This window comes from Plebeiibacterium sediminum (genome assembly GCF_026013605.1).
Taxonomy (GTDB): domain Bacteria; phylum Bacteroidota; class Bacteroidia; order Bacteroidales; family Marinilabiliaceae; genus Saccharicrinis; species Saccharicrinis sediminus.
Map to the genome: position 1 here is coordinate 1 of NZ_JAPDPJ010000010.1, position 26,227 is coordinate 26,227.

Consider the following 26,227-nt stretch of genomic DNA (forward strand, 5'->3'; position numbering starts at 1 on the left):
AATCTTTACTTGGCCTTCAAAGCTTTTGATATTGATTTCAAAAAAGAAATGAACATATAAACAAACTCTGACACAGAATTTTGAACATACCCTTTATAAAAGTAGTTTTAAATCATTAAGTCAAGACAGAGCTAATGAAATATTTATAAACCTTTTAAAAAGTATTAAAATGAGTAAAGAGAAAGACACAGGAAAGATCGGAATTGAAGAGAAAATTATCTCTTTTGTTAACGAGGAACAACCAGTTTATATGGGTGAGATCTTTAAGGAACTAAGAATTTCCCAAACTAAGGGATTAAGTTATGTAATTTCGTTGATTAATCAAGGTAAATTAAGTTATGCATCCAATAACCAGGTACTTATCTAAGGGTAAGGAATACACGGAGACTAAGAATCTATTTGTAGATTTAAGATAGCTTCCTATTTGATACTAATATCATAGGAGGCTTTTTTTATGCCATAAAATCAAATCTGAAAAATAAAAAACCTCTTCCCAATTAAGAAAAGAGGTTATAATTATTGCTTTCTTTCAAATTAATCTCTTGATCCAAGATACATCATTACATAATACATTAATGTTACTAATGATGATAGTGCTGCAACCACATAAGTATACGCAGCCCATTTTAAAGCATCAGTAGCTTTACTGTGAATACTTCCTGTAGCAACTCCGCTGTTGTTGAGCCATGCTAAAGCTCTTTGTGTTGCATTAATTTCTACTGGTAAAGTAATAAATGCAAACAGTGTAAAAATGGCATAACAGGCAATCACAATTTGTAAACCTAAAGTATAAGGTAAAATATTTGGTAATATAAATCCACCAAAAATCATCACCATAAAAATGATGTTCAAAACTCTGGCGCTAACGTTCTGAATTGGCACTAAAGCTGAACGCATTTCCAAAGGAGCATAACCAACAGCATGTTGAACGGCATGACCGCATTCATGTGCAGCTACAGCTGCTGATGCAACACTCTGTCCATGGTATACTTCCGGACTAAGATTTACAGTTTTATTACTTGGATTATAATGATCGGTTAATTGTCCGGGAACCGATATAATTTTTACATCGTGTATACCGTGATCTCGCAACATCTTTTCAGCCACATCACGTCCAGACATTCCATAATTTAAAGGAACCTTTGAATATGCCTTAAATTTTGATTTTAAGGTTGAGCTCACGATCCAGCTCAAAAGGAAAAATCCTAAAAAAATAATTAATAAGCCCATACTAAATCAATTTTAAATATAGATAAATGATAATCAAAAACTTTGCCACAGTACAATGAAAGTAGTTATGTCATGGGAAACTCAATAATGAATGCAGCACCCAATCCCAATGTACTTTCGCATTTTATGGTACCATTCATAAAGTTTACATATTTATGAACGATGTATAATCCTAAACCCGAAGAGCTTATTTCTTGTTCATTTCCTTTTTTAAAATGACTGTATTTTTCAAAAATCTTACTTTGTTCCTCTTTAGTTAATCCAGGCCCTTGATCGTGTACCTCAATTCTGAGGTTATGATTCAGTTCACTGATAATAACTGTTACCGTTTTATGATCCGGAGAGAATTTTATGGCATTGGAAATCAGATTCTCGATGATTCTGATAAAGAGGTTTAAATCTAAATAGATCTCTTGTTCTTTTCCACTAATAATAAGCTTAATATTTCTTTCAGATGCTTCTTTTTCAAGAATTGTCAACGCACTAATGATGGTTTGCTTTACCTCAAATTTTGTAGGAATATATTCGTATGAATGCTTTTCAATGTTGTGAACCTCTAATACTTTTGTGATTACTTCATTTTGCTTTTTAAGGGATCGCTGTATCTCATTTATAAAACTAATTTGATCAGCAGAGCACTCTTTGTTCTTTGCTACAAATTCAGATATTTTGCCAATTGATTTATTCAGTGGTTCTTGTATTTCGTTGGCAAATAAACTCAGTAATCTGGTTTTTTCATAGTTTGCATCTTCAAGATATTGCATTTCAGATGTTAATTGGTTCTTCTCATCTAAAATATGACTGTGTTCAACTTTAAGGTCTTGCTGCTCTTTAACAAGATCTTGATATTTTAATGCATTGCCAATTGCTATAGATGCATAGTTAGCAATGTTTTGCATGAAATTTAGGTGATATGGCGTATAGGCATTCTTTTTTAAACTTTGAACAGAAATGACTCCAATCACAGTTTTTGATGTGCGTAAAGGAATGTAAATTACAGACTCTGATTCTGCTCCGTTAGGAACCGGTCGTATTTCCTGAATATACTTTTTATAATCTTCATAAAAGTTATTCATTAAAATTTCGGTATTGTTTGTAAAGGAGTATATCGCCAGTCTTTCTTTATCTTCTAGTAAATATCTGGTGAATGGTTGCCTTTCATTATTTAGTATTGAGTAAACAAAATCTATTGATTTAGTCTCCTGATTAAATATACCAACAGTGTAAATATCAGTACTCATTACTTTGGAAACTGACTGATATAGTAATTCAGAGATTTTCTCAACAGACAAATTGGCAGTAATTAACTGACCAATTTTTGTAAGTCGTTCTAAATTTGTATTTGATGCCTGAAGTGAAGCTGCCTGTAATTGAAGCTGTGCTTTTTGCTCTTTTAGTTCTTTATTTCTGTTTTTAATTTCTGACTGCTGTTTTTGTATCTCAACTTTTTTAATAGCCAGTCTCGATTCTAATTCTTGCTTTATTGATTTCTCCTTTTGAATAATTTGGCGTGCAATAAAGAAAATTAAACCTAGGAAAAGTAAAAAAATAAGTGCTTTAAATGCTTTGTATTGATACCAGGCTGGTATGATTTCAAAACTATAAGTAGCACCTTCCTCATTCCAAACACCATCATTGTTGCATGCAATTACCTTAAAAGTGTATTTTCCCGGAGCTAATGATGGATAAAAAGCTTCAGTTGAATGATTTTCTGGAGACCATTCTTCTTCAATCGGTTCTAATTTCCATTTAAACTTAGTTTTTTCAGGTACTGTATAGCAAAGTCCATCAAAAATAAATCCAATATGGTTATTGTTGTGTTTTAGCTTTAAACCTTCCGGTATTAAGAACCATGGAGTAATTGAATCTAATGAATATGAGTCAGAAGTATTTTTCCAATCTGGATTTTTAAAGTTCAAGAGAATCTTTCTTATGTATACCGGAGGCTCTAAATAATTGGTTTTTTCTTCTTCCGGATTGTATCGCATGGCACCTTTAATGGTTCCAAACCATATTCTTCCTTCACTATCTAATAGATTACAGCCTCCGTTGTTTTCAATACCAATAAAACCATCATCTTTATCGTAGTTGTTTATGGATGTTATGCTACCATCTGCTCCTATTGAAATTTTGTCTACTCCATTCTGAGTTCCGGCCCAAATGTTACCTTCTGCATCTGAAATGACAGAATAAATATTATCTGATGTTATTCCATTGGTAGTGTTATACACGTTAAAATTAACACCATCAAACTGACTTAAACCCCCGGTAAAAGTAGCAAACCATATGTTGCCAATTTTATCTTCAGCAGCCTGCAGAATCCATGATGCATTCAATTCATTCTTATCGGAATAATGGGTAAATTTTTCATCTTCAAGTAAGAAAATACCTTTGGTTGTGGAAATCCACATCCTGTTTTTGGAGTCGATAAAAAGGTCAGTAATAAAACTTGATTTTAATTCAGAGTTGTTTGGAGTATACCACTTTTTGTTACCATTGGTATATTTAAGTAAACCCCCACCATAAATTGCAAACCATATAGATTCCTTATCTCTAGTGATATCAACTACCGGGGCTTGAGCTGCAATGCCATATTTTAAGGGAGCATCTTTAATAACATTACCGTCATATTCGAATAAGCCTCCTGTAGTACCAATTAAAATATGTCCATTTGATAGTTCAAGCATTCTGCGAGCCTGGCCCATTACATTTTCAGTTTTTGCAGAAAGAAAAGTAATTTTATTACCATCATATTTTGATATCATATTACCATCATCTCCAAAGTAGAAGTTTCCTTTGCTATCTTCGAATAAGGATCTTACAATATCACCACTTAATCCACTTTCTTTATTAAACGAAATAAATTTGTCACCACCGTATTTTAAAATTCCGGAACCACTTGATCCTAACCATATATTACCTTCCCTGTCTTCGCAGAAGCTGGTAATTAATTTGGCATTAAGACCATTTTGTTTGTTGTACAATCGAAAGTTATGGTCTGTAAATTTTACAATACCTTGTGATGCAATAGAAATCCAGACTCCTCCCTGACGATCTTCAAAAACTCTAAAGATTCGTTGTAATGGAACATCATTGGGCCAGTTAACGGCTTCAACATCTCCATTCAATTTAAATTGCTTTAATTGCATACCTCCACTTTGGGCTACCTCTATAGCCCAGGTGTTTCGGTACTTATCCTGCAAAATAGGAATGATCATTTTATCAGAAAGATCAGTTTCTCCTATTGAATTTACCTTTGTTATGCCATCTGGATTTGCTGAAAAAAGTCCCTTTTCAGTAGAAACATATAACGAATGTGCATTCTCTTTACAAACAAAAAATATCCTGTTATTATTAAAAACTTCAGGGTATAGGCTTATGAAATCTGCGGTGTTATTGTCTTTGATTTGAATCAGTTTTCTTTGACCTGAAACTTCTCTGGCTAATGCCCATATTGAACCGTCGATGGTTTCCAAAAACTGAACACGATCCTGATACAATGCCGTGTCAGACTCAATAATGTGATGATAGGATTTGCCATCATATTTTGTAATGCCTCGTGGACTTGCAATCCAAAGGTTGTAGTTGTTATCGCTATGCAAACCAATGATCAGGTTTTCTAAAAGACCATCTTGTTTTGTGAAAATTTCAAAATCAGTGCCATTAAATTTACATAAACCTCCTCCGTTGGTCCCAAGCCATAAATAACCAAACTGATCTTCGGCAATATCATTTACTTCTGATTGAGGTAAACCTTCTTCCAGTGAATATTGTCTGAAATAGTGATGTTGACCTGTTGCTAAAACAGGAACAAGTGACAGTATAAGAGTAATATAAATAAGTACCTTTTGCATATATTAATTTCTTCGCATAACAACCTGCAAAATCCATTTAAAATCTAAAATAGATAAATGGTTTTGCGTCAAACAAACTAAACTGATAAATGATTATACAAAAGGTTATTAACAAGAACAATTTAATCAACAAATGTGTCTTTATCAAATTTATTTTAATCATTCTTTTAAGTTCAATGGGAATCCAATGAATGACATACCCAAAGGTAAGAATTCCTAATACATTTAAATAGGAATTTAGCATTTCTTGATTCTGATAAATAAAAAATGCCTCTTTTATTCTTCGTATAAAAAGTATGAATGTGTCTATATCCGGAGATCTGAAAATGATCCAGGTAAAAACAATAAAATGAAAGGTCAATAGGAAACCAATGAACTTGGGTATCTTAAGTTTAAAATGTTTTAATGATGAAATGGTGTATTTTTCAATTAATAACGCTAAACCATGTAATCCACCCCACAGAATAAAGAGCCAGCCAGCACCATGCCACAAACCGCCTAATAGCATTGTAACGAAAAGATTGATTCCCTGGCGAAACTTACCTCTTCTGTTACCTCCTAACGGAATGTATAAATAATCTCTTAACCATGATGATAGGGATATATGCCACCTTCTCCAGAATGAAGTAACTGAAGTGGCCATATATGGCCGGTTAAAGTTTTCAGGAAGGCGAAAGCCTAATATCAATGCAACTCCTATTGCGATATCTGTATAACCAGAAAAGTCACAATAGATCTGCATAGCATAGGCATAAGCTCCAAAAAGCAATTCAACTCCACTATACATCATTGGCGCATCAAAAATACGATCAACAAAATTAATGGAGAGATAATCTGAAATCACAATTTTTTTAAACAGGCCTCCAATTATAAGCCAGGTTGCACTCCAGAACCATTTTTCAGATAGGCAATATTTTTTATGTAACTGAGGAATAAATTCCCATGCTCTTACAATCGGTCCAGCCACCAGTTGAGGGAAGAAAGAAACATAAAAACCAAAGTCAATAATATTTTTTACAGGTTTTATTCGATCTCTGTAAACATCAATTGAATATGAAATGGTTTGAAATGTAAAAAAGGATATCCCAACAGGTAAAATAATTTTATCGATACTAAAGTGAGTGCCAAATGCTGCATTTGTAATAAGGGCCAGATAGTTTATTACATTTACATCCTGGCCTGATACCTTAGCTATTACATCAGCAAAAAAATAACTGTATTTGAAATAAGATAATAGTCCTAAATTAATGATAAGGCTTGTGATTAAAAGGAGCCTTTTCATATATTTTTTATTGCTTTTCCCAATCCCTAATCCAATAGAGTAATCAACAATTGTTGAAAAGATGAGGAGCGAGAAGTAATAACCTCCTGCTTTATAATAAAAAAAGAGACTGGCAATAAATAGAAAACTGTTGCGAAGAATGCTTTTTTTATAAAGAATGGCATTCCCCAACAGAACCACGCCAAAAAAAATCCAAAACAGATAGTGAGTGAAAACAAAATCACTATTAGGATTATATTTTATTAAATGCAGTAGCTGTTCCAATGTTAATCGTTGTGTGGATTATCAGGTTTAAAAGTAGTGCTTTTCTTCCATTTATTATAATCATGCAAAATAGCTGTGTAAAGCCAGTCCGCAACTTTTTTTCCACCTGCTTTATTAAAGTGAGTGTAGTCGAGCATGGCCATTCGGGGATCATTATTGACCCATTTCAACATTGAACCTTCTCCTCCCATGGCTTCATATAGGTCAAAAAAAGCAAAACCTGCTTTAAATGCAGCTTCTTTTTGTGCTTCCTTAATCTTAGTAATATGAGTGTAGGATTTTACCTGACCATCTGTTTGTGTAGCAACATCCCCAACTCCCACAACTAAAACAGGAACGTTAGGCATGGTTTCTTTTAAAATCTGGAGTTGTTTATACAAAGTTCTGCTATAGAATTCATAATTACTGGTAATCGTAGGAACCATGTTTGTACCATATTGAAGTATAACCAATCCAATATTCATATAGCTGGCCATTGATTTATACAATGCTTTGTTGGTTTTGTCCAGACGAGGAGTGGATTGTCCTCTCATAGAAATATTATCAACGGCAATACCTGACAAACTATCCAGACTTAGGCCCAGAAAAATAGGGCTTTCATCGGACATGAAGTTCAATGAAAATCGTTGAGGATCTTGTTTGAAGGTCCAGTTGATTTCTGTAAGACCTTCATCCTCTAATAAAGAATCCTTACTAATTTGATCGCCTTCCCAAAATGCAGTAACCAATAATGGTGTTTTAATTTCTTTTAGGTATAACCTTGCTTTGTAAAAGCGACTGGCTTTTGGGAGTGCCAGATGCGATTGACTTATTTTTAGCGAAGAGATCCCTGATGAATCAATTTTTGCAACCCGGCCTATGATTCCGTATTGGTTGTTTTTTATTGTTCTAGGATATTGATATACGGTGTGTTCACTCCATTTTCCGTTGTTGCTAATCCAAACAGAAGGGAAGTGTTTCTGAGGATCAAAAACCGGAATCAGCCCTGGACCAGAGCCTTTAAACTGCTCTTGAAATGATTCTCTTAAATAGCGTGTAATGCGATCCCCTTCAATCTGAGAATCTCCCATGTGCAGGATTCTTAATATTTTGCCTGAATCTGCAGCATTGGTTATATTACTGTAAAATTGATAAAGTAAAGGTTTAAATTCTTCACCATATTCAATTGACGGTGTAATTACGGTATCAGGTTCTAATGCAAGACTATCAATCTTCTGCGTTAAATTGCTCTTGATGCTGTCTGCTATAATTGAAGTATCAAGAGCTATTGAAAGTGTTGTGTCAGTTGGAAGTTCCTGAATGATCTTTTTTGTAGCAACAGAGTCTGCTTTAATACCTAAAATATGATGAACAGAAATCCATTTTATACGATAAGGAATTGTTCCGATTTGCAAACCTTCCTTAGGGATAAGAAAACTAAAGCCTACAAAAATACCGATGATTACAAGGTAATACAGAAATATTTTTGGAGGCTTTATCATACTATAATTGTTGCTTAATAATCATCTAGCTCTTAGGTCGGATCTTTAATCGTTGACCAGGATTAATTTTAGATGAGCTTGTTAAACTATTAAGTTTCATAATATCACTGTTGGTAACTCCCGGATACTTTTTTGCAATGGACCAAAGATTATCACCTTGTCGTACGGTATAATAAACGTAATCAGTGCTTTCTGTTGTTGTGGTCGATTTCTTTGGAGTTGAAGCTGTTTGAACGGTTCTTCCATTCATAGCTTGTTTTTCAGAATAACTCAAAGAATTAATTCTGGAATAATGATCAACTTTATCCTTAGGAACATAGATCACTAACTTTTGTCCAACACGGATAATGTTTCTATGGATGTTGTTCCAATATCTTAAATCAGAAGTGTACACATCATACCAGTCTGCAATTAAACCAACTGCATCGCCGGATTTAACCGTGTAATATACTTTAGCTTTGTTTTTAGGAACCGAAGGTGCGTTGTAATTATTAGACGGATTAACAACAAGACGGTTTGAAGCAAAATATTTATCTCTGTCACATTTAAAAATGGAATCCTCAAGAGTTATAAATGATTCCAGTGAGGTAGATGGAATTCTTAATGCTAAAGCCTTTTTCTGTGCAGGAACAACATCTCTTCTGTATTGAGGATTTAACTCGCGCAGTTTTTCAACGGGTATACCAGTAACTTTTGATACCTGATTAAAATGTAGTAAGTCAGATATCATAATGGTATCTGTTGCCATAGCAATATCAGAAGGTTGTGGTTTTATTAAATGTTCTTCTGAATAAGTCATGGTATAGGCTGCCGCAATAAAGGCCGGTACATATCCTCTGGTTTCACGAGGCAGGCGATAATAGATTTGCCAAAAATCTCTTTTACCACCAGAACGATAGATTGCCTTGTCAACATTTCCGGGGCCACAGTTGTATGCTGCAATAACCAGGTACCAGTCATTGTATTTAGCATATAAATCCTTTAGATATTTAACCGCTGCCTGTGTTGATTTCTGTGGATCTCTTCTGTCATCGATATATGAATTAACTTGAAGACCGTACATTTTTCCTGTTCCATACATGAACTGCCATAAGCCCGAGGCGCCAGCACGAGAAAAGGCTCTTGGATTTAATGCCGATTCAATGATTGGAAGGTATTTTAACTCCAATGGAAGGTCTGCTGCATCAAGCGTTTCTTCAAACATAGGGAAATAATACTCAGCTAAACCAAGCATGATTTGCACTTGTTCTCTTCTTCTTTGAGTGTATAGTTCAATATAAGCCTTTACCTTACTGTTGAACGGAAATTCCATCGGAGATTCAATGCTTTGAAGTCTCTGAATATATAAAGAGTCTGTAATAATTTTTGGAAATTCAATGGTATTTGAAGCACTCTCTTCTTTGGTGTTGTCAGACTTAACCGTATCTAAATTTTCAGTAAAGAAACCTTGCTCAACATTGTTGTCAAGTTTTACGGAGTCATTTTGAATAGAGTCATTAGTAACTACTAAAGAATCGCTAACAAGCTCTGTTTGGCTATATATGTTTAGAGCCGATACAAAAAGAGCTGCGGCTATAAATTTTAATCTTAACATCTTTCTAATTTTTCTAAAACACAAGTTTTAATTGTAATCCTATACTGTTGTTTCCATATCTGGTTTGAACAACAGGTTCCACCCTCATACTTAAATCATCACTTACGTCAAATGTTTTAAAATGTGCATCTACAGATGCATCAATAATGTTGATTATATATACTAAAGCAAATCCTACATAACTTAAGTTACGCCATCTTTCGTAATAATCTTTACCATTTTCGAGGGTATTTTCAAACCACTCTGCATATCTTCCACCTGCAGCAATATCTTCAGGTGTAATGGAGGTCTTTTCAATAATCTTTAAATAACTGGTGTTATTTGGATCCTGAATGATGTAGTCTCTGTATGCATTTCGGTATTTGCTATAGTTGCTTGAGTTAAAGTCAATGGCATAAATAATACCTGCAAATCCTGCATATAGAATCGGAATTTTCCAGTATTTTTTATTGTATGCCTGACCAAGTCCGGGAAGTACTGCCGAATAAAGACTTGCTTTATGTGGAGAATGAGGCTTGATAACGATTGGCTTTGCTTTAGCCTCGTTTTTAACACTAATAGAATCTGAAATTGTTTGTGCTTTTAGGTTTTGTTGTAAACAAACAGCCATAAAAAACACAAACAAACTGCTCCATAGTTTCTTATTGTTCACGAATAGTAAATTCAAAATAATTTTATCTAAGTGATTATCTCATTTATTTTGAAGTATTTTACTTTGCGTTTGCTTTATCAAGGATACTGATGATACGCTCCAGATCTTCGTCAGAGTTAAATGGGATCACAATTTTACCGTCTCCTTTTTCTCCTCTGCTAAACTGAATTTTTGTTTCAAATACCGATGATATCTGATTGCTAAGTTGTTGATACTCCTCAGGCAATTCGATTTTCTTTTTATTAGGTTTTTTTGCGGGTTTTTCACTGTTTAATTCACGAACCACTTCTTCTACTTTTCTTACTGAGTAATCATATTCAATGATTTCGTCGTAGATTTTAAGTTGTAGTTGTTCGTCTTCAATACCAATGATAGCTCTGGCATGTCCCATTCCAAGCTTCTTGTCGCGCAATCCAAGTTGAATTTCTGCAGGTAATTTTAATAAGCGAAGGTAATTGGTTACTGTTGCTCTTTTTTTACCTACTCTTTCCGACATGCTTTCCTGGGTAAGCTTGCACTCATCCATTAATCGTTGGTAACTTATGGCAATTTCAATAGGGTCTAAATCTTCACGCTGAATGTTTTCAACCAATGCCATTTCAAGCATGGTTTCGTCATCAGCAGTTCGAACATAAGCAGGAACTTTTTCCAGGCCAACTAATTTTGAAGCTCTGAATCGACGCTCACCGGCAATAAGCTGGTACTGGTTTCCACTTTTTCTTACGGTTAGCGGCTGAATGACACCAATCTCCTTAATAGAAGCTGCTAGTTCTTCTAATTTTTCTTCATCAAAACGGGTACGGGGCTGCCATGGATTTGCAACAATTCTGCTTACTTCAATTTCATCCATACCTGAAAGAGGTCTTCCTTTTGTTACCTCGTCAGCGTTGTCAATAAGAGCACCCAGTCCTCTCCCTAATGCATTCTTTTTTGCCATTCGTAAATTAAATTGGCAGATAACCTAAAGTTATCTGCATCATATTCTAATATTGTATTATTCAATAATTAATGTTAAGCCAATATGGTATTACTTAACAATTTTGTCTTTGTTATCTATTTTTGTCATGTTGTTCTTTTGTAACAACTCTCGGGCCAGATTTAAATAGTTTATGGCTCCTTTTGATGTTGCATCATATTCTACAACAGCCTTACCATAACTTGGCGCCTCACTTAACTTAATGTTTCTGGTAATTAAAGTTTCAAAAACCATATCCTGGAAGTGACGTTGAACTTCCTCAACCACCTGATTCGATAATCTTAAACGAGAATCATACATGGTTAATAGGAAACCTTCAATTGCAAGCGTTGTATTTAATCTGCTTTGGATGATTTTTATGGTATTTAATAATTTACCTAATCCTTCAAGAGCGAAATATTCACATTGAACAGGAATTATTACTGAATCAGCAGCAGTAAGAGAGTTAACTGTAATTAAACCTAATGATGGAGAACAGTCAATTAAAATAAAGTCGTATTGGTCTCTGATCTTTCCTAATACATCTTTTAATACATTTTCTCTGTTTGAGCGATTCAACATCTCAATTTCAGCACCAACCAAATCAATATGCGAAGGTAATACGTCTAGTCCTTCAATTTCGGATTTAAGTAATGCAGAAGATGGTTCTATTCCATCTACAATACATTCATATATACTGGCGTCAATTTCTTTTAAATCAAAACCTAAACCAGATGTAGCATTGGCTTGTGGGTCGGCATCTACTACCAAAACTTTATATTCCAAAACGGCTAAACTGGCTGCCAGGTTTATTGCTGTAGTAGTTTTTCCAACTCCTCCTTTTTGATTCGCTAATGCAATTATTTTTCCCATATTGTGGTAATTAAATATATTTTGCAATAAATATTTTCTACAAAATCTTGATTTTCTGATCTTTTATAGTGCTTATATATCTGTTAAAGATGCAAAAAATGAGTCATAAAACGACTGTCAAAGTTAAACTTTTAATTAAAACTTCATACATTAATACTAACATAAAAGTTTCAACAACTTATAAAGAAAGTGTAAAAAATATCAAGAAACTGCTAGTCTTTAATTTTTTGAATACACTCTTTTAAAAGCAATTCCTTTTTAACAGGAACTACACCTGATTCCTCGCATACAAGACCTCCTGCCATATTTGCAATTCTGGCGATCAGATGAGGTTCAATGTTTTCTATTAGGCATAATGCACTCACGCTTATAACTGTATCTCCAGCTCCTGACACATCTGATATATTTCTGATTTCGGCAGGAACTATGGATGCACCATCTGCGTTGTGATTGATAAATACACCATGTTCCGATAGTGTAATCATTAATATGTTTATTTCTTGTTCTTTCTGGAACTTTTTACCTGCTGTGATTAATTCTTCGTGCTGGCCCTTTTTTAGCTCAAGTTTACAGCCCTCGTTGAATTCCTTAAAGTTTGGTTTAAAGAAGGTAACGCCTTTGTAGTCGTTGAAATTTCTTTTCTTAGGATCAACCAAAGTTGGTATACCTTTTTCTTTTGATATAGCAACTACTTTTTGAATGACAGATGGTGTGATGACTCCTTTGTCGTAATCCTCAAAAATAATGGCATCTATTCTGTTGGTATTGATAAGCATTTGAAGCTTAACCATCATTTTTTCTTCAGTGTCTTCAGGTATTGGTGTGCAAATTTCTTCATCAACCCTCAATAAGTGTTGATGCTGACTAATTACACGGGTTTTTACAGTCGTCATTCTGTTAGAGCACTTTACAATGCCGTCAGCTGTAAGTTCTTGTTTCTTTAAAAGTTTAAAGAAATCATGACTCATCACATCGTCACCAATTACAGAACATAATATGGGATTGGCACCAAGAGACTGAATGTTTAAAGCAACATTGGCAGCTCCACCCAGGCGGTTCTCTCTTCCTATACCTGATAAAATAGGTACGGGAGCTTCCGGAGAAATTCGGTTGACATCACCCCATAGGTATGAATCAATCATTACATCTCCTATGATCAGTATGTTTTTATTGTTGAAAGACTCAAATAATTGTTCAAAATAATTTTGCGACATGTGATATAAATTTGTCACAAATATAAAAAAAATGACAAAGGAGTAATTAAGAAGTGGTTTGTGATAACTTTAGCTTTTATAAACTCAATTAAATCAGTAATATTTGTTATTTTTGCAGTCCTTTTTTACAGATTAAATGACATTTGTCATACAGCAGGTTTCACTTCAAACAATTCTGGAGTAATTTAGTTAGTATGATAAGCTGGTAAACGCATATGGATAGAACAAAAAAGTTATATAAGGCAATTGAAGAGAGAATATTGCTTTTAGATGGAGCAATGGGTAGTTTAATTCAAACCTATAAATTGGAAGAAGAAGATTATAGGGGCGAAAGATTTAAGGATTATCACATGCCGATTAAAGGTAATAATGATATCTTATCAATTACTCAACCTGAAATTATTAAAGAAATTCATACTAAATATCTTGAGGCAGGTTCAGATATTATAGAAACCAACACGTTTAATGCCACATCTATTTCGCAGGCTGATTACGATATGCAGGCTGCTGTATGGGATATTAATTATCAGTCGGCAAAGATAGCTCGTGAGGTTGCTGATGAATATACTTTAAAAACTCCTGAAAAGCCAAGATTTGTTTGTGGTTCAATCGGACCGTTAAATAAAGCATTGTCATTATCACCTGATGTAAATAATCCAGGATATAGAGCTGCTACTTTTGATCAGGTTAAAGAAGCCTACAAAGAACAGATTGAAGCACTAATTAAAGGTGGATCGGATTTGTTAATGATAGAAACCGTTTTTGATACTCTTAATGCTAAAGCAGCTTTAATGGCTATTGATGAGGTTTTTGATGCAATGGGTAAAAAGTTGCCTATCATGGTGTCGGGTACCATTACAGATGCCAGTGGTAGAACATTGTCGGGCCAAACATTACAGGCTTTTATTGATTCTGTTTCTCATATGGATATTTTAAGTATCGGGTTAAACTGTTCGTTAGGAGCCGCCGAACTTGAGCCATATGTAACTGAACTTTCACAAAAAGCACCTTTCTATATTAGTACACACCCTAATGCTGGTTTACCAAACCAGTTTGGTGAATATGATCAAACACCTGATCAGATGTCTGATTTAGTAGGACAGTGGTTAGCTGATGGTAAAGTAAATATCATAGGAGGATGTTGTGGAACGACTCCTGCTCATATTGCAGCTATGGCTAAAATAGCTGATAAATATAATGCGCATAAAAAAGCGGCCGTATCAACCATAACTCACTTGAGTGGTTTGGAGTCGCTTCAAATGCGTGAGGATACCAACTTTGTTAATATTGGTGAACGTTGTAATGTTGCAGGTTCACGAAAATTTCTTCGTTTAATTAAGGAGAAAAAATATGAAGAAGCTGTTGATATCGCGCGTCACCAGGTTGAAAACGGAGCCCAGATTGTTGATGTAAACATGGATGATGCTATGTTGGAGGCAAAGGAAGAGATGGTGACCTTCTTAAATATGTTGATGTCTGATCCTGATGTTTCTAAAGTTCCGGTGATGGTTGATTCCTCAAAATTTGAGGTAATTGAGGCTGGATTGAAATGTTTACAGGGTAAATCAGTTGTTAACAGTATTAGTTTAAAAGAAGGCGAAGAAGTCTTTTTAGAACATGCACGTATCATCAAAAAATATGGTGCAGCTGTTGTGGTTATGGCTTTTGATGAAAAAGGTCAGGCTGATAATTTTGAAAGAAGAAAAGAGATTTGCGGGAGAGCTTATAAACTGTTAACAGAAAAAGTAAACTTCCCACCTCAGGATATTATATTCGATCCGAATGTGCTGGCTATAGCAACCGGTATTGAGGAGCATAACAATTATGCAGTAGATTTTATCAAAGCATGTAAGTGGATTAAAGAAAATCTTCCTTATGCGCATATTAGTGGTGGAATCAGTAATTTATCTTTCTCTTTCAGAGGAAATAATGTAGTGCGTGAAGCCATTCACTCTGTATTCCTTTATTATGCCATCAAAGAAGGATTGGATATGGGTATTGTTAATCCTGCTATGCTGCAGGTGTATGATGATATACCAAAAGAATTGTTGGAATATGTAGAAGACGTAGTATTTAACAAGCGTCCGGATGCAACAGATCGCCTGGTGGATTATGCTGAAACCATAAAAAATACCCAGCAAGAGGTGGGTGAAGCGCAACAGGCTGCATGGCGCGAGGGTACACTAGAGGAGCGTTTAACACATTGTTTGGTAAAAGGTATTAGTGATCACCTGGATGTTGATATTGCTGAAGCGTTGGAAAAATATCCAACAGCACTTGAAATCATTGAGAAACCTTTGATGGATGGTATGAATGTAGTTGGTGATTTGTTTGGTAGCGGTAAAATGTTCTTGCCTCAGGTGGTGAAAACTGCAAGGGTAATGAAAAAAGCAGTAGCCATTCTGCAACCAATTATTGAAGAAGAAAAGTCTGCCACAGGAGGAGCCAAAACTAATGGTAAAATATTAATGGCCACTGTAAAAGGTGATGTTCATGATATAGGTAAAAATATTGTGGGCGTAATCCTGGGATGTAATAATTACGAAGTAATAGATCTTGGTGTGATGGTGCCAACTGAAAAAATTCTTAAGGAAGCCATTGCTCAAAAGGTTGATATTATAGGATTAAGTGGATTGATTACGCCTTCATTGGAAGAGATGGTGAATGTTGCCAAAGAAATGAAACGTACAGGTTTCGATATTCCTTTAATGGTAGGTGGTGCAACAACATCAAAAGTACATACGGCTGTTAAAATTGAACCGGAGTATGATCATCCTGTTGTTCATGTAAAAGATGCCTCTAAAAGTGCTCAGGTGGTAAGTGCATTGTTATCTCAAACCGGTAAAGAGGAATTTGCAAAAAAAGTAAAAGCTGAATATGCAGAGCTTCGCGAAAGAAATGCAAATAAAAAAGCCATCGTATTAAAACCAATTGAGCAAGCCAGAGAAAGTAAGTTTAAGATTGATTGGAATAGTGGTGATGTTTATACACCGGTTTTTCAGGGCGTAAAAGTTTTTGATGATTATTCTATTGCTGATATCCGTAAATTTATTGACTGGACCTTCTTTTTCCAGGCATGGAACTTAACTGGTAATTACGACGGAATAGAATCAGTTGCCACAGCAGAAGAAGAGGCACAATGGCTTGAAAAATACAAAACAGAGCAGGCCAGGGAAAAAGCACAGGAAGCTTTAAAGCTTTGGCGCGATTCTCAGGCTATGTTAACAAATATAGAGCAGGATAAAATGGTAACTGCTAAAGCTGTGTTTGGAATTTTCCCTGCTAATGCTGAAGGTGATGATGTTATTGTTTATACTGATGAAACCAGAAGTGTAGAAAAAACAAGATTCCATCAGATCAGAGAGCAACAGGATAAGCAAGGTAAAGAAGCATTCCATTCACTGGCTGATTTTGTTGCACCTGTCGAAAGTGGTGTAAATGATTATATTGGCGGATTTGCAGTTACTGCAGGCATCGGGATTGAAAAATGGATCAAAGCCTTTGAAGATGATCATGATGATTATTCTTCTATCTTGTTGAAAGCACTGGCTGATCGTTTGGCAGAGGCATTTGCCGAATTGCTGCACTTTAGAGTTCGTAGAGAATTTTGGGGATATGCTCCTGATGAAGAATTTAATACAGATAATTTTATTCGTGAACGTTATAGAGGTATTCGTCCTGCGTTGGGCTATCCAGCATGTCCTGATCATAGCGAAAAACGTCAGTTGTTTGAGATGATGGATGTGGAGAAAAATACAGGAATTACCTTAACAGAGCATTTTAGTATGTATCCAAATGCATCCGTAAGTGGATTGTATTTTGGTCATCCTAAAGCCATGTATTTTGGAGTTGGTAAAATCGGTAAAGACCAGGTTGAAGATTTAGCAAAACGCAAGGGAATAACTGTTGAAGAAGTTGAAAAATGGATTCCGGTAAACCTGGCTTATAAATAGAAATCGTTTTTAGAAAGAGATAGAGTAGATGACAGCTGCAGAGTTAGTTTTAAAAGATAAAGAAACGAAATTTTCCTTTGAATTATTACCCCCTTTAAAGGGTAATAATATTGATAAGGTTTTTCATACCATAGATATATTAAAAGAGTTTAATCCTCAGTTTATCAATATCACTTCTCATAGAGAAGAGTATGCATTTGAAACCAACTCAAAAGGTTTTATTGAGAAAAGGGTAATTCGTAAACGCCCGGGAACAGTTGCTGTAGCAGCCTCAATACAGAATAAGTATGGCATTAAAGTAATTCCTCATATTATTTCAAGAGGATTTACCCGTAGTGAAACAGAGTATGCCTTAATTGATCTGAACTTTTTAGGAATACATGATATTTTGATTTTAAGGGGTGATGATGCTCATAAAGACAAATATCCTATTCGTGAGGAAAAATGTAACCAGTATGCCATTGAGCTTGCTGAGCAGGTAAACGATTTGAACAAAGGTGTGTTTTTAGATGGTACAAGTGTGGAACCATTTGAGACTCCTTTTTCATATGGTGTGGCTGGTTATCCTGAGAAGCATGAGGAGGCACCGAATATGGAATCAGATATGTCATATTTAAAAGCTAAAGTGGATGCCGGAGCAGAGTATGTAATGACTCAGATGTTTTTCGACAATCAGAAATATTATGATTTTGTTGATAAATGTAGAGCTGCAGGAATCACGGTTCCAATTATTCCGGGTATTAAACCGGTAACTGCAGCAAGTCAGCTTACTGTGTTGCCAAAGATTTTTAGCTGTGAAATACCAGAGGATTTTGCCAAAGAATTACGCCGATGTAAAAATAATGATGAGGTAAAGCAGGTTGGAGTTGAATGGTGTACACAACAAGCATTAGACTTAAAAAAGAATGGTGTGCCCATTATTCATTTTTATACTATGATGGCCACGCAAAGCGTAAGAAAAATTGCTGAAGCAGTATATTAAATAAATACTAGATTATAATAAGTCAAGCCGCTGATATTTTTATTGGCGGCTTTTTTATTGCTGTTTGTTTGAGCTCTTATATTGCTGCCAGCCTAATTCATCGAAGCGTCTCGCTTCCATGTCTGTTATCGGCCTCTGACTGTTAGTAACTTTTTTCATGAAAAGAATAAAGAGGTGTTACTGGGTTTTAATTCAGTGGAATAATGCAGTTGTTGACTTATCTTAAACTAACCTGGCAGAACGTAATGCCGAACATCATACAGCGTGAGCATCTGGTTTACAAAATATGAACCAGTGCTGCCAGTGGGTCATCAGCATATTTAAACGAACAGTTTTGTTGGATTTGTTTAAAGTAGAATATTTTACGATTATAGTCTAAAATATTCTTATTTGTTATATTTTTGAACAAATTTAATATTAATGAAAAAATCAAACCTAATAAAGCTTATTCTTTTATTTGCTATCCTATTATCTCATTTGTCTTCATGTGAATACGAGCCGGAAGGAGATAATTTTGAACAAATTGATCTGGATGCATTTAATTTAAAACTACTTCTCGAGTCTCCGTTATTAAGTGAAAAATATATATCTGCATGGAATGATGTTAATATTTACTATAGGTTTACTTCTCACAAGTATGCGATAGATGAGGTACAATTTTTCTTAAATGACGAGGAAATATTTCACCCTCATGAAGAAGGATGGGGAGACAATATAACAATTTATGAAAGATATTCTTCTAATGATAGTTGGTATACTTGTGAAGATACATTGGAGATCCCAATGGAATTCCTAGAGGAAGGAAATAATAAATTAATTGCTAAAGTTACAGGAGTTTCTGGATCTGGTAGTATTGCTGATGTAAGAAACAGAGAAACCAGTATTGAAGAATATAAGTGGATTATTGTAGCTCACAAAAATCATCATAAGCCCTATTCATTTTCAGTTGAGGATCATAAATTACATTTAGAATGGAGTGAGTATAACCATAAGTTTAATCATTATATCGTAGAAAAATATTGTGGCGAAATTTTGATGGATACTTTCACTTCAGAAGAGAATTTAATTGTAGATGAATCTTATGTTGGAGAAAGGGCTGTGTATAAAGTTTTTGTAGTGTTAGGTGATGGTACCAAAAACGAGCTGTTTTCAATAGATAAGGAAAATGAACTACCGGAACTAAAATTATGTGGGAATAATCATAATGCTCAGTTTATTTATTGGCATCCCTTTACAAAGTATGATGCACTAAAGGAAATTTCTATCCGGTGTTATGATAATAAAGGTAATGTTAATTTTAAAGGTATTGCTGGGATTAATGATACCATAATAAAAGTAACAGGCGATAAATATGGAGCTATCAATAAAGTAACGATGACTCTATTTCCTAAGGATAATGATCTTTTGGATCGGGAAATTAAAGAAAAGTTTCGACGTGAAACTTATTTGAAAATGGGAAGTCGTACAACTCATGAAATTTTTCAATACAATGGAATAGTTCCGCTTCAATCTAATCTTTTTTTACTTAGGGACTCAAATCAAATGTTGGTTTATTCTCCTCTTGATGAGGAAATGGTAGATATTTCATATGCTTCAGGAGCAGAATACCAGCCCAAGGAATATATTATTTTAAAATTTTCTCCGGAAGGGGATCGATTTGTTTTGGCTTCTGGAGAGAGTAATAAATATCATTTATACATAAAAGACGAGCAAGGTTATGGATATCATCATATACTAAAAGATAGAGATGAAGATTTGATTAGGTGCTATACTTTTGATGCGATTTATAAAGATCTGATATTTTTAAGAACAGGAGAATATGGAGATGTGATTTATGATATGCAACAGCGTAAAATTGTGGGCAATTATAATCCGTATGGTCGTGATGATGTTTTTCTTTCTATGGATGGGAATTATATTATCTATAGAGGTGATTATGATCGCATAGGAAGTATTAAAAATGGAGTATATAAGCAGTTGTATAAATCTCCTTACAGGATTCTGTTTGAAAAATTTGAATTCCATAAAATGTATCCTGATTATGTTGTTTGTGTTGAATCCGGGCGAGTAACAATAAGAAATATTAAAGATTTTTCTGTTAAAAACAGTTATTCAATTTCAGGAGAAAAAGTGCTCTCTTTGGATACTGAGTTCAATCAATTGTTAACAATAGAGGGAGAACGTTCTATTGTTAGAAATATAATGACAGGCGAAATTATGAAGGAGTTTGATTTTGCTTATAAGGATAGTAAGTTGTATGGAAATACATTTTATGATAATTCAGGGTTGTTTTACTATATATACGAATAATTGATGTTTAAGAAGTTTGCCGTTTATTTATCTTTAATTCTACTAGCCCAGGTTAATCTTAGCGCTCAATTAGATAAGGATTCTTTAAATTTTTTTGTAACAGGTAGTGTTGGCTATGGATGGTATGATATGCATGAGCTACGGGAATTAAATACTATGATTCATTTAAACTCCAGCTATAATACAAAGATAACCTCTCAAATGCCTTCATATTTTACCTATAATTTTGAGTTAAACTATAAGTTAAAGAGTTATTGGCTTGGAGTTGGAGTTGGAAAAGCTTCAACGGGTTCCCGAATTGTTGCTTCTGATAATACTGGATATTATCATTATGATATGAAAATATCATCGGTAAAATATGGAATTATTGGTGGGCGACGTTTATATGCTCGTGGAAATAATATGACAGTAGATATAATGCTTTTAACAGGTGTACTTCGCTCAAAATTAAAGTTAGATCAGACGGTGGATGTTTACGCCTATTCATCATATGAAGATAAAGAGTCGTTTAACGCTGTTAATTTTTATATAGAACCCAAGGTTAGACTTAATTTTCTGTCCTTTAAAAATTTAAGTTTAGGTATGGAACTAGGGTATTTATATCAGTTTGGAGGTGGTGAATTAAAGGGCCAGGATAGTGATGGTTATGAAGAGAATCTTGGTTGCAAACCTCAGTGGGATGGATTAAGGATTGGGTTGATTATATCTGCAGGATCAAAAGGAAATTTTACTTCTACACGACAATAGCTTTAGGTTCTTTACCCTCGTCAATCGAATCCAGTAAATCAATTAATTCAGTTTGGGGTATAGGTTCATTGAAGCTTATTGTTTCGATGTATGTACTCAGTCTATGGGTTGAGAAAATATACAAGATAGCCATTGATTCACAAGGAAATATAAATAAGTTATCAAGTCACAAAGAAGATGAAAATAAAGGTTCAAAAATATTATGTGTTATTAATATTTCTAGTATTTACATCATCATCATGTAGAATTTATAGCCATAAAATAAACTATTTGAAAAATGATGGAGCAAAACAAGGATTATGGATAACAACAGATACGATTGCTAATATATACATTACAAAATACCAAAATGGAGTCAGAGATGGCAAGTTTAAAGCATTTCATTCTAATGGAAAGATTAAGTCAATAGGAAAGTATAAGGATGATAAACGTATTGGTGTATGGAAGTTTTATTTCGACAATGGTTTTTTATATAAAGAGTTGAAATTTGATAAGAAAGGAGAACAAAAATCAATTTCCTTATATGATCCGATTGACCTTTAAATTAAGCTAATGAGCGATTTAATCGCGTTCTGTAGTAAAGAATAGCTCCGATCGGCGTATGCCTCTGGCTATGTCGCATATCATAAGGCCTCTGGCCGTTTAGATTGATCAAAAAAGAATAAAGCAAATTCTAGAGCGTATTTTAATGGTTTAATTAGCTAAATGCTTATAATCAAACTGTATATCGAGCCGCTGTGCCCAACGTTTTACTACAAGAGTTATTATTCTGGAATTGGGCATTACTAACAGTTCATTGAAGTGTCTCACTTCGTTATTAACAATTTACCTTAGGTTGTTCATAACTTTGCTCAATGAAAAAATAAAGCTTATTACTAAGTCTATATTTTAATGTATTCATTTATTTAAGTGCTAGTTATATAGCAACATATCGGGATGGTATGCCAAATGTTTTACTACGAGAGTGGCTAATCTAAAAAATGAAAATCACTCATTTGGGGTTCAACAATGCACTTGCTTTGGGTCAATTAGGTAATGACGATGGTACAAAATCATATTACCGACATATGTTCGACATATAAAAGCCATACCAAACTCATTGATCAATGAGTTTGGTATGGCTTTTATATAACTGTTATATGACCTTAATATTTTTATGAACCAACCTCTATCCAAAGCTATACCATAGTAAATACAAGCCTCTTAGTACTATAATGCATGTTAAGAGAATAATAATTCGAATATCAGCTTAAGTTATATTTCACTTCCATTCCACGATAGCTTTTTGGTGTTTGCCATCCATTAGTATGTTTAATGGGTTTTCAAACTCAACATGAGTAAAGTAATGGGTTTCATTTACTATCTTTTGTTTTTGCAGAATATCAAAGGCCACAAACTCTTGTTTTTTAACATGGTGAACAGAAAAGTAACCAACATTCATGGAGGTTACATTGTGAAAGAAGTGAGAGCCTAAAGATGCATCCAGAGGAAAATCTTCCAGTCCCATTTCAACAATAACCTTAGCGTGCGATATTTGCGACCAGAGTACAGGTATTCCAGTAAACTTGTCTCTTGTTCCCCAGCGGCCCGGACCAATCAGCAAATATTCTTTACCTTCTTGTTCCATCTTTTTGTTCAGGGCTGCAATCTCTTTGGCCATTTCATCTGTTTTTGTTCGGCTAAACATTTCTGATTTCATAAAAATCACATCTTTGATATAGTCCAATTTGCCATTACCCATTCCTTTTTCTGATGATAATAGAATCTTTGATTGATCAACTTCCTCAAAATTAATTTTGGTGTGTTTCTCAATTCGTATTAAGGGTTTAATCTGGAGTAAATATAAGGTTGGTAAATCATTTTTATCTGGATTTAAATCCACCGCAAACTCTATTTCAACTGGCGCACCCATGGCCTGTTTAAAGTATTTTAGTAAGAGTTCAAGACTTTTGGATAGTGGTAGGTATTCGTATTTTAAGATGTTTGAAAAGTTCAGTATTCTCGGACCTTTTTTGTTTAGATTATTAACTATTCTATCATAGCTATAATCATATACTGAGGCACAATATTTTAAATTGCCATCCTCTTCAGCTTCCTTAATAGATAATTTTTGAATAAAGGTATCCTCATTATAATTTTTGATATCAAATTTTTTACTTTTTAGGTTTAGCGCATAGAAATGAGTCTGGGAATCTTTGATTTGGTCCTGAATAGCATTTAGTTCCAGGTTAGGATACTTAGGACAAAAGCGCCATGCTTTTTCGCCGCCCACAACATATTTACCTAATCCAATTCCAATAACAGCAAAGCCATCTTCCGGTTTCATGTATGAAAAAGGATAGTAGTTATAACTTTGGGCAATACCACTTATATGAGGATAAAAACGGTTGTGTGCTTTGTCGCCCACCATTTTTTGAATGATCACTGCCATTTTTTCCTCCTCAATTTTATAGTTTACGGCATCAAAGTATGCTCTGGCTGAATTTGAATACATCGAGGCATAAACCATTTTTACAGCAGTGCATAATTGCTCAAACCGAACCTCTTCATCAGGATCATTGTTGGGGAGCATATAAGTGCAATATACCCCGGCAAATGGTTGTAGCAGAGAATCTTCAAACAAACCGGAAGACCTTACGGCCAGAGGTTCATTTATGACTTCAATATATTTATGAAGTTTATTTTTTAGTTTCTCTGAAAATGAAGCATCTAAAAACAGGTCCGTCGCTTTATCAAACTGCTTTTCGAGGTATATTTTGTTGTATAAATCGTTGCGCTGAATAAAGTTAGTAAATTCATCTGCACCAACAATGGCGGTTGTTGGTATGCGTATGTTTATATTTGGTAGTATTTTCTCAAAATCTACATTCTCAACAAAATGACTTAAAAAAGCAAGACCTCTTCCTTTGCCACCAAAGCTACCTTCACCAATTCGGGTAATATATCGGTTACTATTAATAAGTGCACTGTCAAACCGCACTACTTTACCTTTGATACTCTCCAGTTTTACCTCTTCAAAAATATCAAGTATTGCATTTCGGAGTTCATTACTACTGTCAAAATCCTGAATATCATAAGGACGAAGCTTTTTTGCCATGTTAATTTCGCCTCTGGCCATAAGCCAGGTGCTGATACCGTTTCTTTTGGCATGGTATAAAAGTGACTCTGCCTCAACCTCTTTGATGCAGTTGTAAAACTCTTTAAGATTGTGTGCTGTGGCAATTTTTCTTCCTCTTGAATTCTTAAAGATAAAATCGCCAAAGCCTAGTTTCAGGTGGATGAAATCTGAAATGTCTTGTGATAGTGTTTCTGAGTTCTTATCAATAAAATCAGCTCCAACACTTCTCGCCTTATCTGCATTATCAGGGTCGGATGATTGAATCAGAGTAGGAATGCTCATTACGGACTGCACGTACTTAATTAACTCCACGCCTGCATTTTCATCTACTTCACCGTTGCGCAGGTATTTCATATCAGAAATAACGCAAATCAAATACTCTTTAAACTGATTAATGATATTAACAGCATCCTCGTAATTACTCGCCAGAAGTATTTTAGGTCGGGCTCTCATTTTCATTACTTTATGAAGTTGCTCATGGCCTTCTTCAGCAAGAAGCACCTGAGTTTGCTTCATAATGATTGAATAGAGCATGGGCAGGTATCTGGTATAGTATTTTTGAGAATCTTCAACTAACAGTATAATTCTTACCTCACCAATTTTGGTGTCATTGGCTGCATTTCTGGTATCTTCCACATGCTTAATCATGGCCAGAAATACCTTTGAGTCTCCATTCCAAACAAAAACCCGGTCAATGTATTCAACATTAGGACCTGAATCATCAAAGAATTTAAGATCGCTGTTGTTATTTACCATAACAAGCAAGGGCATAGTAGGATTTAGTTTTTTTATGGTTTTACTGTATTTAATGGGTGTTTTTTTATCCAACCCAGCCATTAATATAACCATATCAAAATGCCTTTTCCCCATCAATTCCATTGCTTCTTCAATATTGGAAGCAGATGTGATTCGGGGAGCAGTGTATAAATTGAGTTGTAAGAATTCTCCGTAAATGCGATCAAAAAAACGGCCTTCTCTTACAATTGAATATGCATCGTAGTAATTTGCAATGAGTAAAACCTCCTTAACCTTGAACTCCATCAGTTCAGCAAATATATCCTGGTCACTCTTTTTTCGTTTGTATATCTGACTTAATTCAAAATCTGTGTGGCTCATTCTATGTAAATTTTAAGTTTAAAGTTACTAAAATGATCATGAATATATATGACAGATGTTGGTATGATAAAAGTGTTACGAACTTATTAAACCAGGCATTGTTTTATGTTGACATGGGCTTGGTAAAAGATAGCTTATATCTCAATATAGATTAAACAGATATTAAAGGTATGAATACACGCAGACCATTGGTGTTATTTGATGGATATTGCTCCTTATGTAGTAGCGTTGTGAGTTTTATTCTGGCTTATGAAAAGAATAGCGACTTGATTTTTGCACCGCTACATTCGTCATGTTCAAAAAATATTTTATTAAAATATAACCTGAGTGCAGATACAATGAATACAGTTGTGTTGATTAAAGATGATCAGGTTTTTATGAAGAGTGCTGCAGTTTTTGAGATCGCTTCTTATTTAAAGATGCCATATAGGATCGTTAAGTTTGGAGGCTTTTTACCTGTGTTATGGTCTGATTTTGTATATGATACGATTGCTAAAAATCGTTTTGTATGGTTTAAACGAAATGAAAAATGTTTTTTAGGTGGAGGTGAAAATTCCAGTAGATTTATAGATAAATAGCCTGAATAAATTTCGTATTCAAGT

The 26,227-nt window shown here is 34.4% G+C and carries 17 protein-coding genes; 7 read left to right on the forward strand and 10 right to left on the reverse strand.

Features of this window, described 5'->3' with window-relative positions; translation table 11 throughout:
- Positions 1–169: 169 nt before the first annotated feature.
- Entirely contained in the window at positions 170–367 is a 198-nt protein-coding gene (locus tag OM075_RS06290) for a hypothetical protein (RefSeq protein WP_301189639.1), read from the forward strand.
- A 167-nt stretch (positions 368–534) separates the two neighbouring features.
- Here the strand turns inward: OM075_RS06290 and OM075_RS06295 are convergent, their stop codons facing one another.
- From OM075_RS06295 to OM075_RS06335, 9 genes are all read right to left on the reverse strand, one after another.
- Positions 535–1,230: a zinc metallopeptidase gene (locus OM075_RS06295; RefSeq protein ID WP_301189640.1), complete on the reverse strand. Its 696-nt coding sequence runs from the start codon at positions 1,228–1,230 to the stop codon at positions 535–537.
- Positions 1,231–1,295: 65 nt separating this feature from the next.
- Positions 1,296–5,084 (reverse strand): sensor histidine kinase, encoded by a 3,789-nt coding sequence (locus OM075_RS06300; protein ID WP_301189641.1) that lies wholly within the window; start codon positions 5,082–5,084, stop codon positions 1,296–1,298.
- 37 nt (positions 5,085–5,121) lie between these two features.
- Positions 5,122–6,366, reverse strand: coding sequence for an MBOAT family O-acyltransferase (locus tag OM075_RS06305; protein WP_363321544.1), 1,245 nt, complete (start codon positions 6,364–6,366; stop codon positions 5,122–5,124).
- Positions 6,367–6,632: 266 nt separating this feature from the next.
- On the reverse strand, positions 6,633–8,111 hold the full coding sequence (locus tag OM075_RS06310) for an SGNH/GDSL hydrolase family protein (RefSeq protein WP_301189643.1): 1,479 nt from the start codon (positions 8,109–8,111) through the stop codon (positions 6,633–6,635).
- Between the two features lie 25 nt (positions 8,112–8,136).
- Positions 8,137–9,705, reverse strand: a complete 1,569-nt coding sequence (locus OM075_RS06315; RefSeq protein WP_301189644.1) for a lytic transglycosylase domain-containing protein — start codon at positions 9,703–9,705, stop codon at positions 8,137–8,139.
- Positions 9,706–9,718: 13 nt separating this feature from the next.
- Positions 9,719–10,357: a DUF5683 domain-containing protein gene (locus OM075_RS06320; protein ID WP_301189645.1), complete on the reverse strand. Its 639-nt coding sequence runs from the start codon at positions 10,355–10,357 to the stop codon at positions 9,719–9,721.
- Positions 10,358–10,415: 58 nt separating this feature from the next.
- On the reverse strand, positions 10,416–11,294 hold the full coding sequence (locus OM075_RS06325) for a ParB/RepB/Spo0J family partition protein (protein WP_301189646.1): 879 nt from the start codon (positions 11,292–11,294) through the stop codon (positions 10,416–10,418).
- A 90-nt stretch (positions 11,295–11,384) separates the two neighbouring features.
- On the reverse strand, positions 11,385–12,185 hold the full coding sequence (locus OM075_RS06330) for a ParA family protein (RefSeq protein ID WP_301189647.1): 801 nt from the start codon (positions 12,183–12,185) through the stop codon (positions 11,385–11,387).
- Positions 12,186–12,397: 212 nt separating this feature from the next.
- On the reverse strand, positions 12,398–13,399 hold the full coding sequence (locus tag OM075_RS06335; RefSeq protein ID WP_301189648.1) for a bifunctional heptose 7-phosphate kinase/heptose 1-phosphate adenyltransferase: 1,002 nt from the start codon (positions 13,397–13,399) through the stop codon (positions 12,398–12,400).
- Between the two features lie 215 nt (positions 13,400–13,614).
- Here OM075_RS06335 and metH point away from each other — a divergent pair, with 215 nt between their 5' ends.
- From metH to OM075_RS06360, 5 genes are all read left to right on the forward strand, one after another.
- Positions 13,615–17,352 (forward strand): methionine synthase, encoded by a 3,738-nt coding sequence (metH, locus tag OM075_RS06340; RefSeq protein ID WP_301189649.1) that lies wholly within the window; start codon positions 13,615–13,617, stop codon positions 17,350–17,352.
- 28 nt (positions 17,353–17,380) lie between these two features.
- Positions 17,381–18,334, forward strand: a complete 954-nt coding sequence (gene metF, locus OM075_RS06345; RefSeq protein WP_301189650.1) for a methylenetetrahydrofolate reductase [NAD(P)H] — start codon at positions 17,381–17,383, stop codon at positions 18,332–18,334.
- A 420-nt stretch (positions 18,335–18,754) separates the two neighbouring features.
- Positions 18,755–20,644 carry a hypothetical protein gene (locus OM075_RS06350; protein ID WP_301189651.1) on the forward strand — a complete coding sequence of 630 codons (1,890 nt, stop codon included), beginning with the start codon at positions 18,755–18,757 and terminating at the stop codon, positions 20,642–20,644.
- 3 nt (positions 20,645–20,647) lie between these two features.
- The gene (locus tag OM075_RS06355) at positions 20,648–21,391 is read left to right on the forward strand and encodes a hypothetical protein (RefSeq protein WP_301189652.1); all 744 of its coding nucleotides are present in this window, start codon (positions 20,648–20,650) and stop codon (positions 21,389–21,391) included.
- A gap of 177 nt (positions 21,392–21,568) precedes the next feature.
- Complete coding sequence (locus OM075_RS06360) at positions 21,569–21,934, forward strand: toxin-antitoxin system YwqK family antitoxin (RefSeq protein WP_301189653.1); 366 nt, start codon at positions 21,569–21,571, stop codon at positions 21,932–21,934.
- Between the two features lie 718 nt (positions 21,935–22,652).
- Here OM075_RS06360 and OM075_RS06365 read toward each other — a convergent pair.
- Complete coding sequence (locus OM075_RS06365) at positions 22,653–25,625, reverse strand: PEP/pyruvate-binding domain-containing protein (protein ID WP_301189654.1); 2,973 nt, start codon at positions 25,623–25,625, stop codon at positions 22,653–22,655.
- A 170-nt stretch (positions 25,626–25,795) separates the two neighbouring features.
- On the opposite strand from OM075_RS06365, the gene OM075_RS06370 reads away from it, so the two are divergent.
- Positions 25,796–26,203 (forward strand): thiol-disulfide oxidoreductase DCC family protein, encoded by a 408-nt coding sequence (locus tag OM075_RS06370; RefSeq protein ID WP_301189655.1) that lies wholly within the window; start codon positions 25,796–25,798, stop codon positions 26,201–26,203.
- Positions 26,204–26,227: the final 24 nt, after the last annotated feature.

What these genes read in the sequence shown, in the direction of transcription:
- OM075_RS06290 (WP_301189639.1), top strand. Translation starts at nt 170, where the DNA reads ATGAGTAAAGAGAAAGACACAGGAAAGATCGGAATTGAAGAGAAAATT.
- OM075_RS06295 (WP_301189640.1), bottom strand. Translation starts at nt 1,230, where the DNA reads ATGGGCTTATTAATTATTTTTTTAGGATTTTTCCTTTTGAGCTGGATC.
- OM075_RS06300 (WP_301189641.1), bottom strand. Translation starts at nt 5,084, where the DNA reads ATGCAAAAGGTACTTATTTATATTACTCTTATACTGTCACTTGTTCCT.
- OM075_RS06305 (WP_363321544.1), bottom strand. Translation starts at nt 6,366, where the DNA reads ATGAAAAGGCTCCTTTTAATCACAAGCCTTATCATTAATTTAGGACTA.
- OM075_RS06310 (WP_301189643.1), bottom strand. Translation starts at nt 8,111, where the DNA reads ATGATAAAGCCTCCAAAAATATTTCTGTATTACCTTGTAATCATCGGT.
- OM075_RS06315 (WP_301189644.1), bottom strand. Translation starts at nt 9,705, where the DNA reads ATGTTAAGATTAAAATTTATAGCCGCAGCTCTTTTTGTATCGGCTCTA.
- OM075_RS06325 (WP_301189646.1), bottom strand. Translation starts at nt 11,294, where the DNA reads ATGGCAAAAAAGAATGCATTAGGGAGAGGACTGGGTGCTCTTATTGAC.
- OM075_RS06330 (WP_301189647.1), bottom strand. Translation starts at nt 12,185, where the DNA reads ATGGGAAAAATAATTGCATTAGCGAATCAAAAAGGAGGAGTTGGAAAA.
- OM075_RS06335 (WP_301189648.1), bottom strand. Translation starts at nt 13,399, where the DNA reads ATGTCGCAAAATTATTTTGAACAATTATTTGAGTCTTTCAACAATAAA.
- metH (WP_301189649.1), top strand. Translation starts at nt 13,615, where the DNA reads ATGGATAGAACAAAAAAGTTATATAAGGCAATTGAAGAGAGAATATTG.
- metF (WP_301189650.1), top strand. Translation starts at nt 17,381, where the DNA reads ATGACAGCTGCAGAGTTAGTTTTAAAAGATAAAGAAACGAAATTTTCC.
- OM075_RS06350 (WP_301189651.1), top strand. Translation starts at nt 18,755, where the DNA reads ATGAAAAAATCAAACCTAATAAAGCTTATTCTTTTATTTGCTATCCTA.
- OM075_RS06355 (WP_301189652.1), top strand. Translation starts at nt 20,648, where the DNA reads ATGTTTAAGAAGTTTGCCGTTTATTTATCTTTAATTCTACTAGCCCAG.
- OM075_RS06360 (WP_301189653.1), top strand. Translation starts at nt 21,569, where the DNA reads ATGAAAATAAAGGTTCAAAAATATTATGTGTTATTAATATTTCTAGTA.
- OM075_RS06365 (WP_301189654.1), bottom strand. Translation starts at nt 25,625, where the DNA reads ATGAGCCACACAGATTTTGAATTAAGTCAGATATACAAACGAAAAAAG.
- OM075_RS06370 (WP_301189655.1), top strand. Translation starts at nt 25,796, where the DNA reads ATGAATACACGCAGACCATTGGTGTTATTTGATGGATATTGCTCCTTA.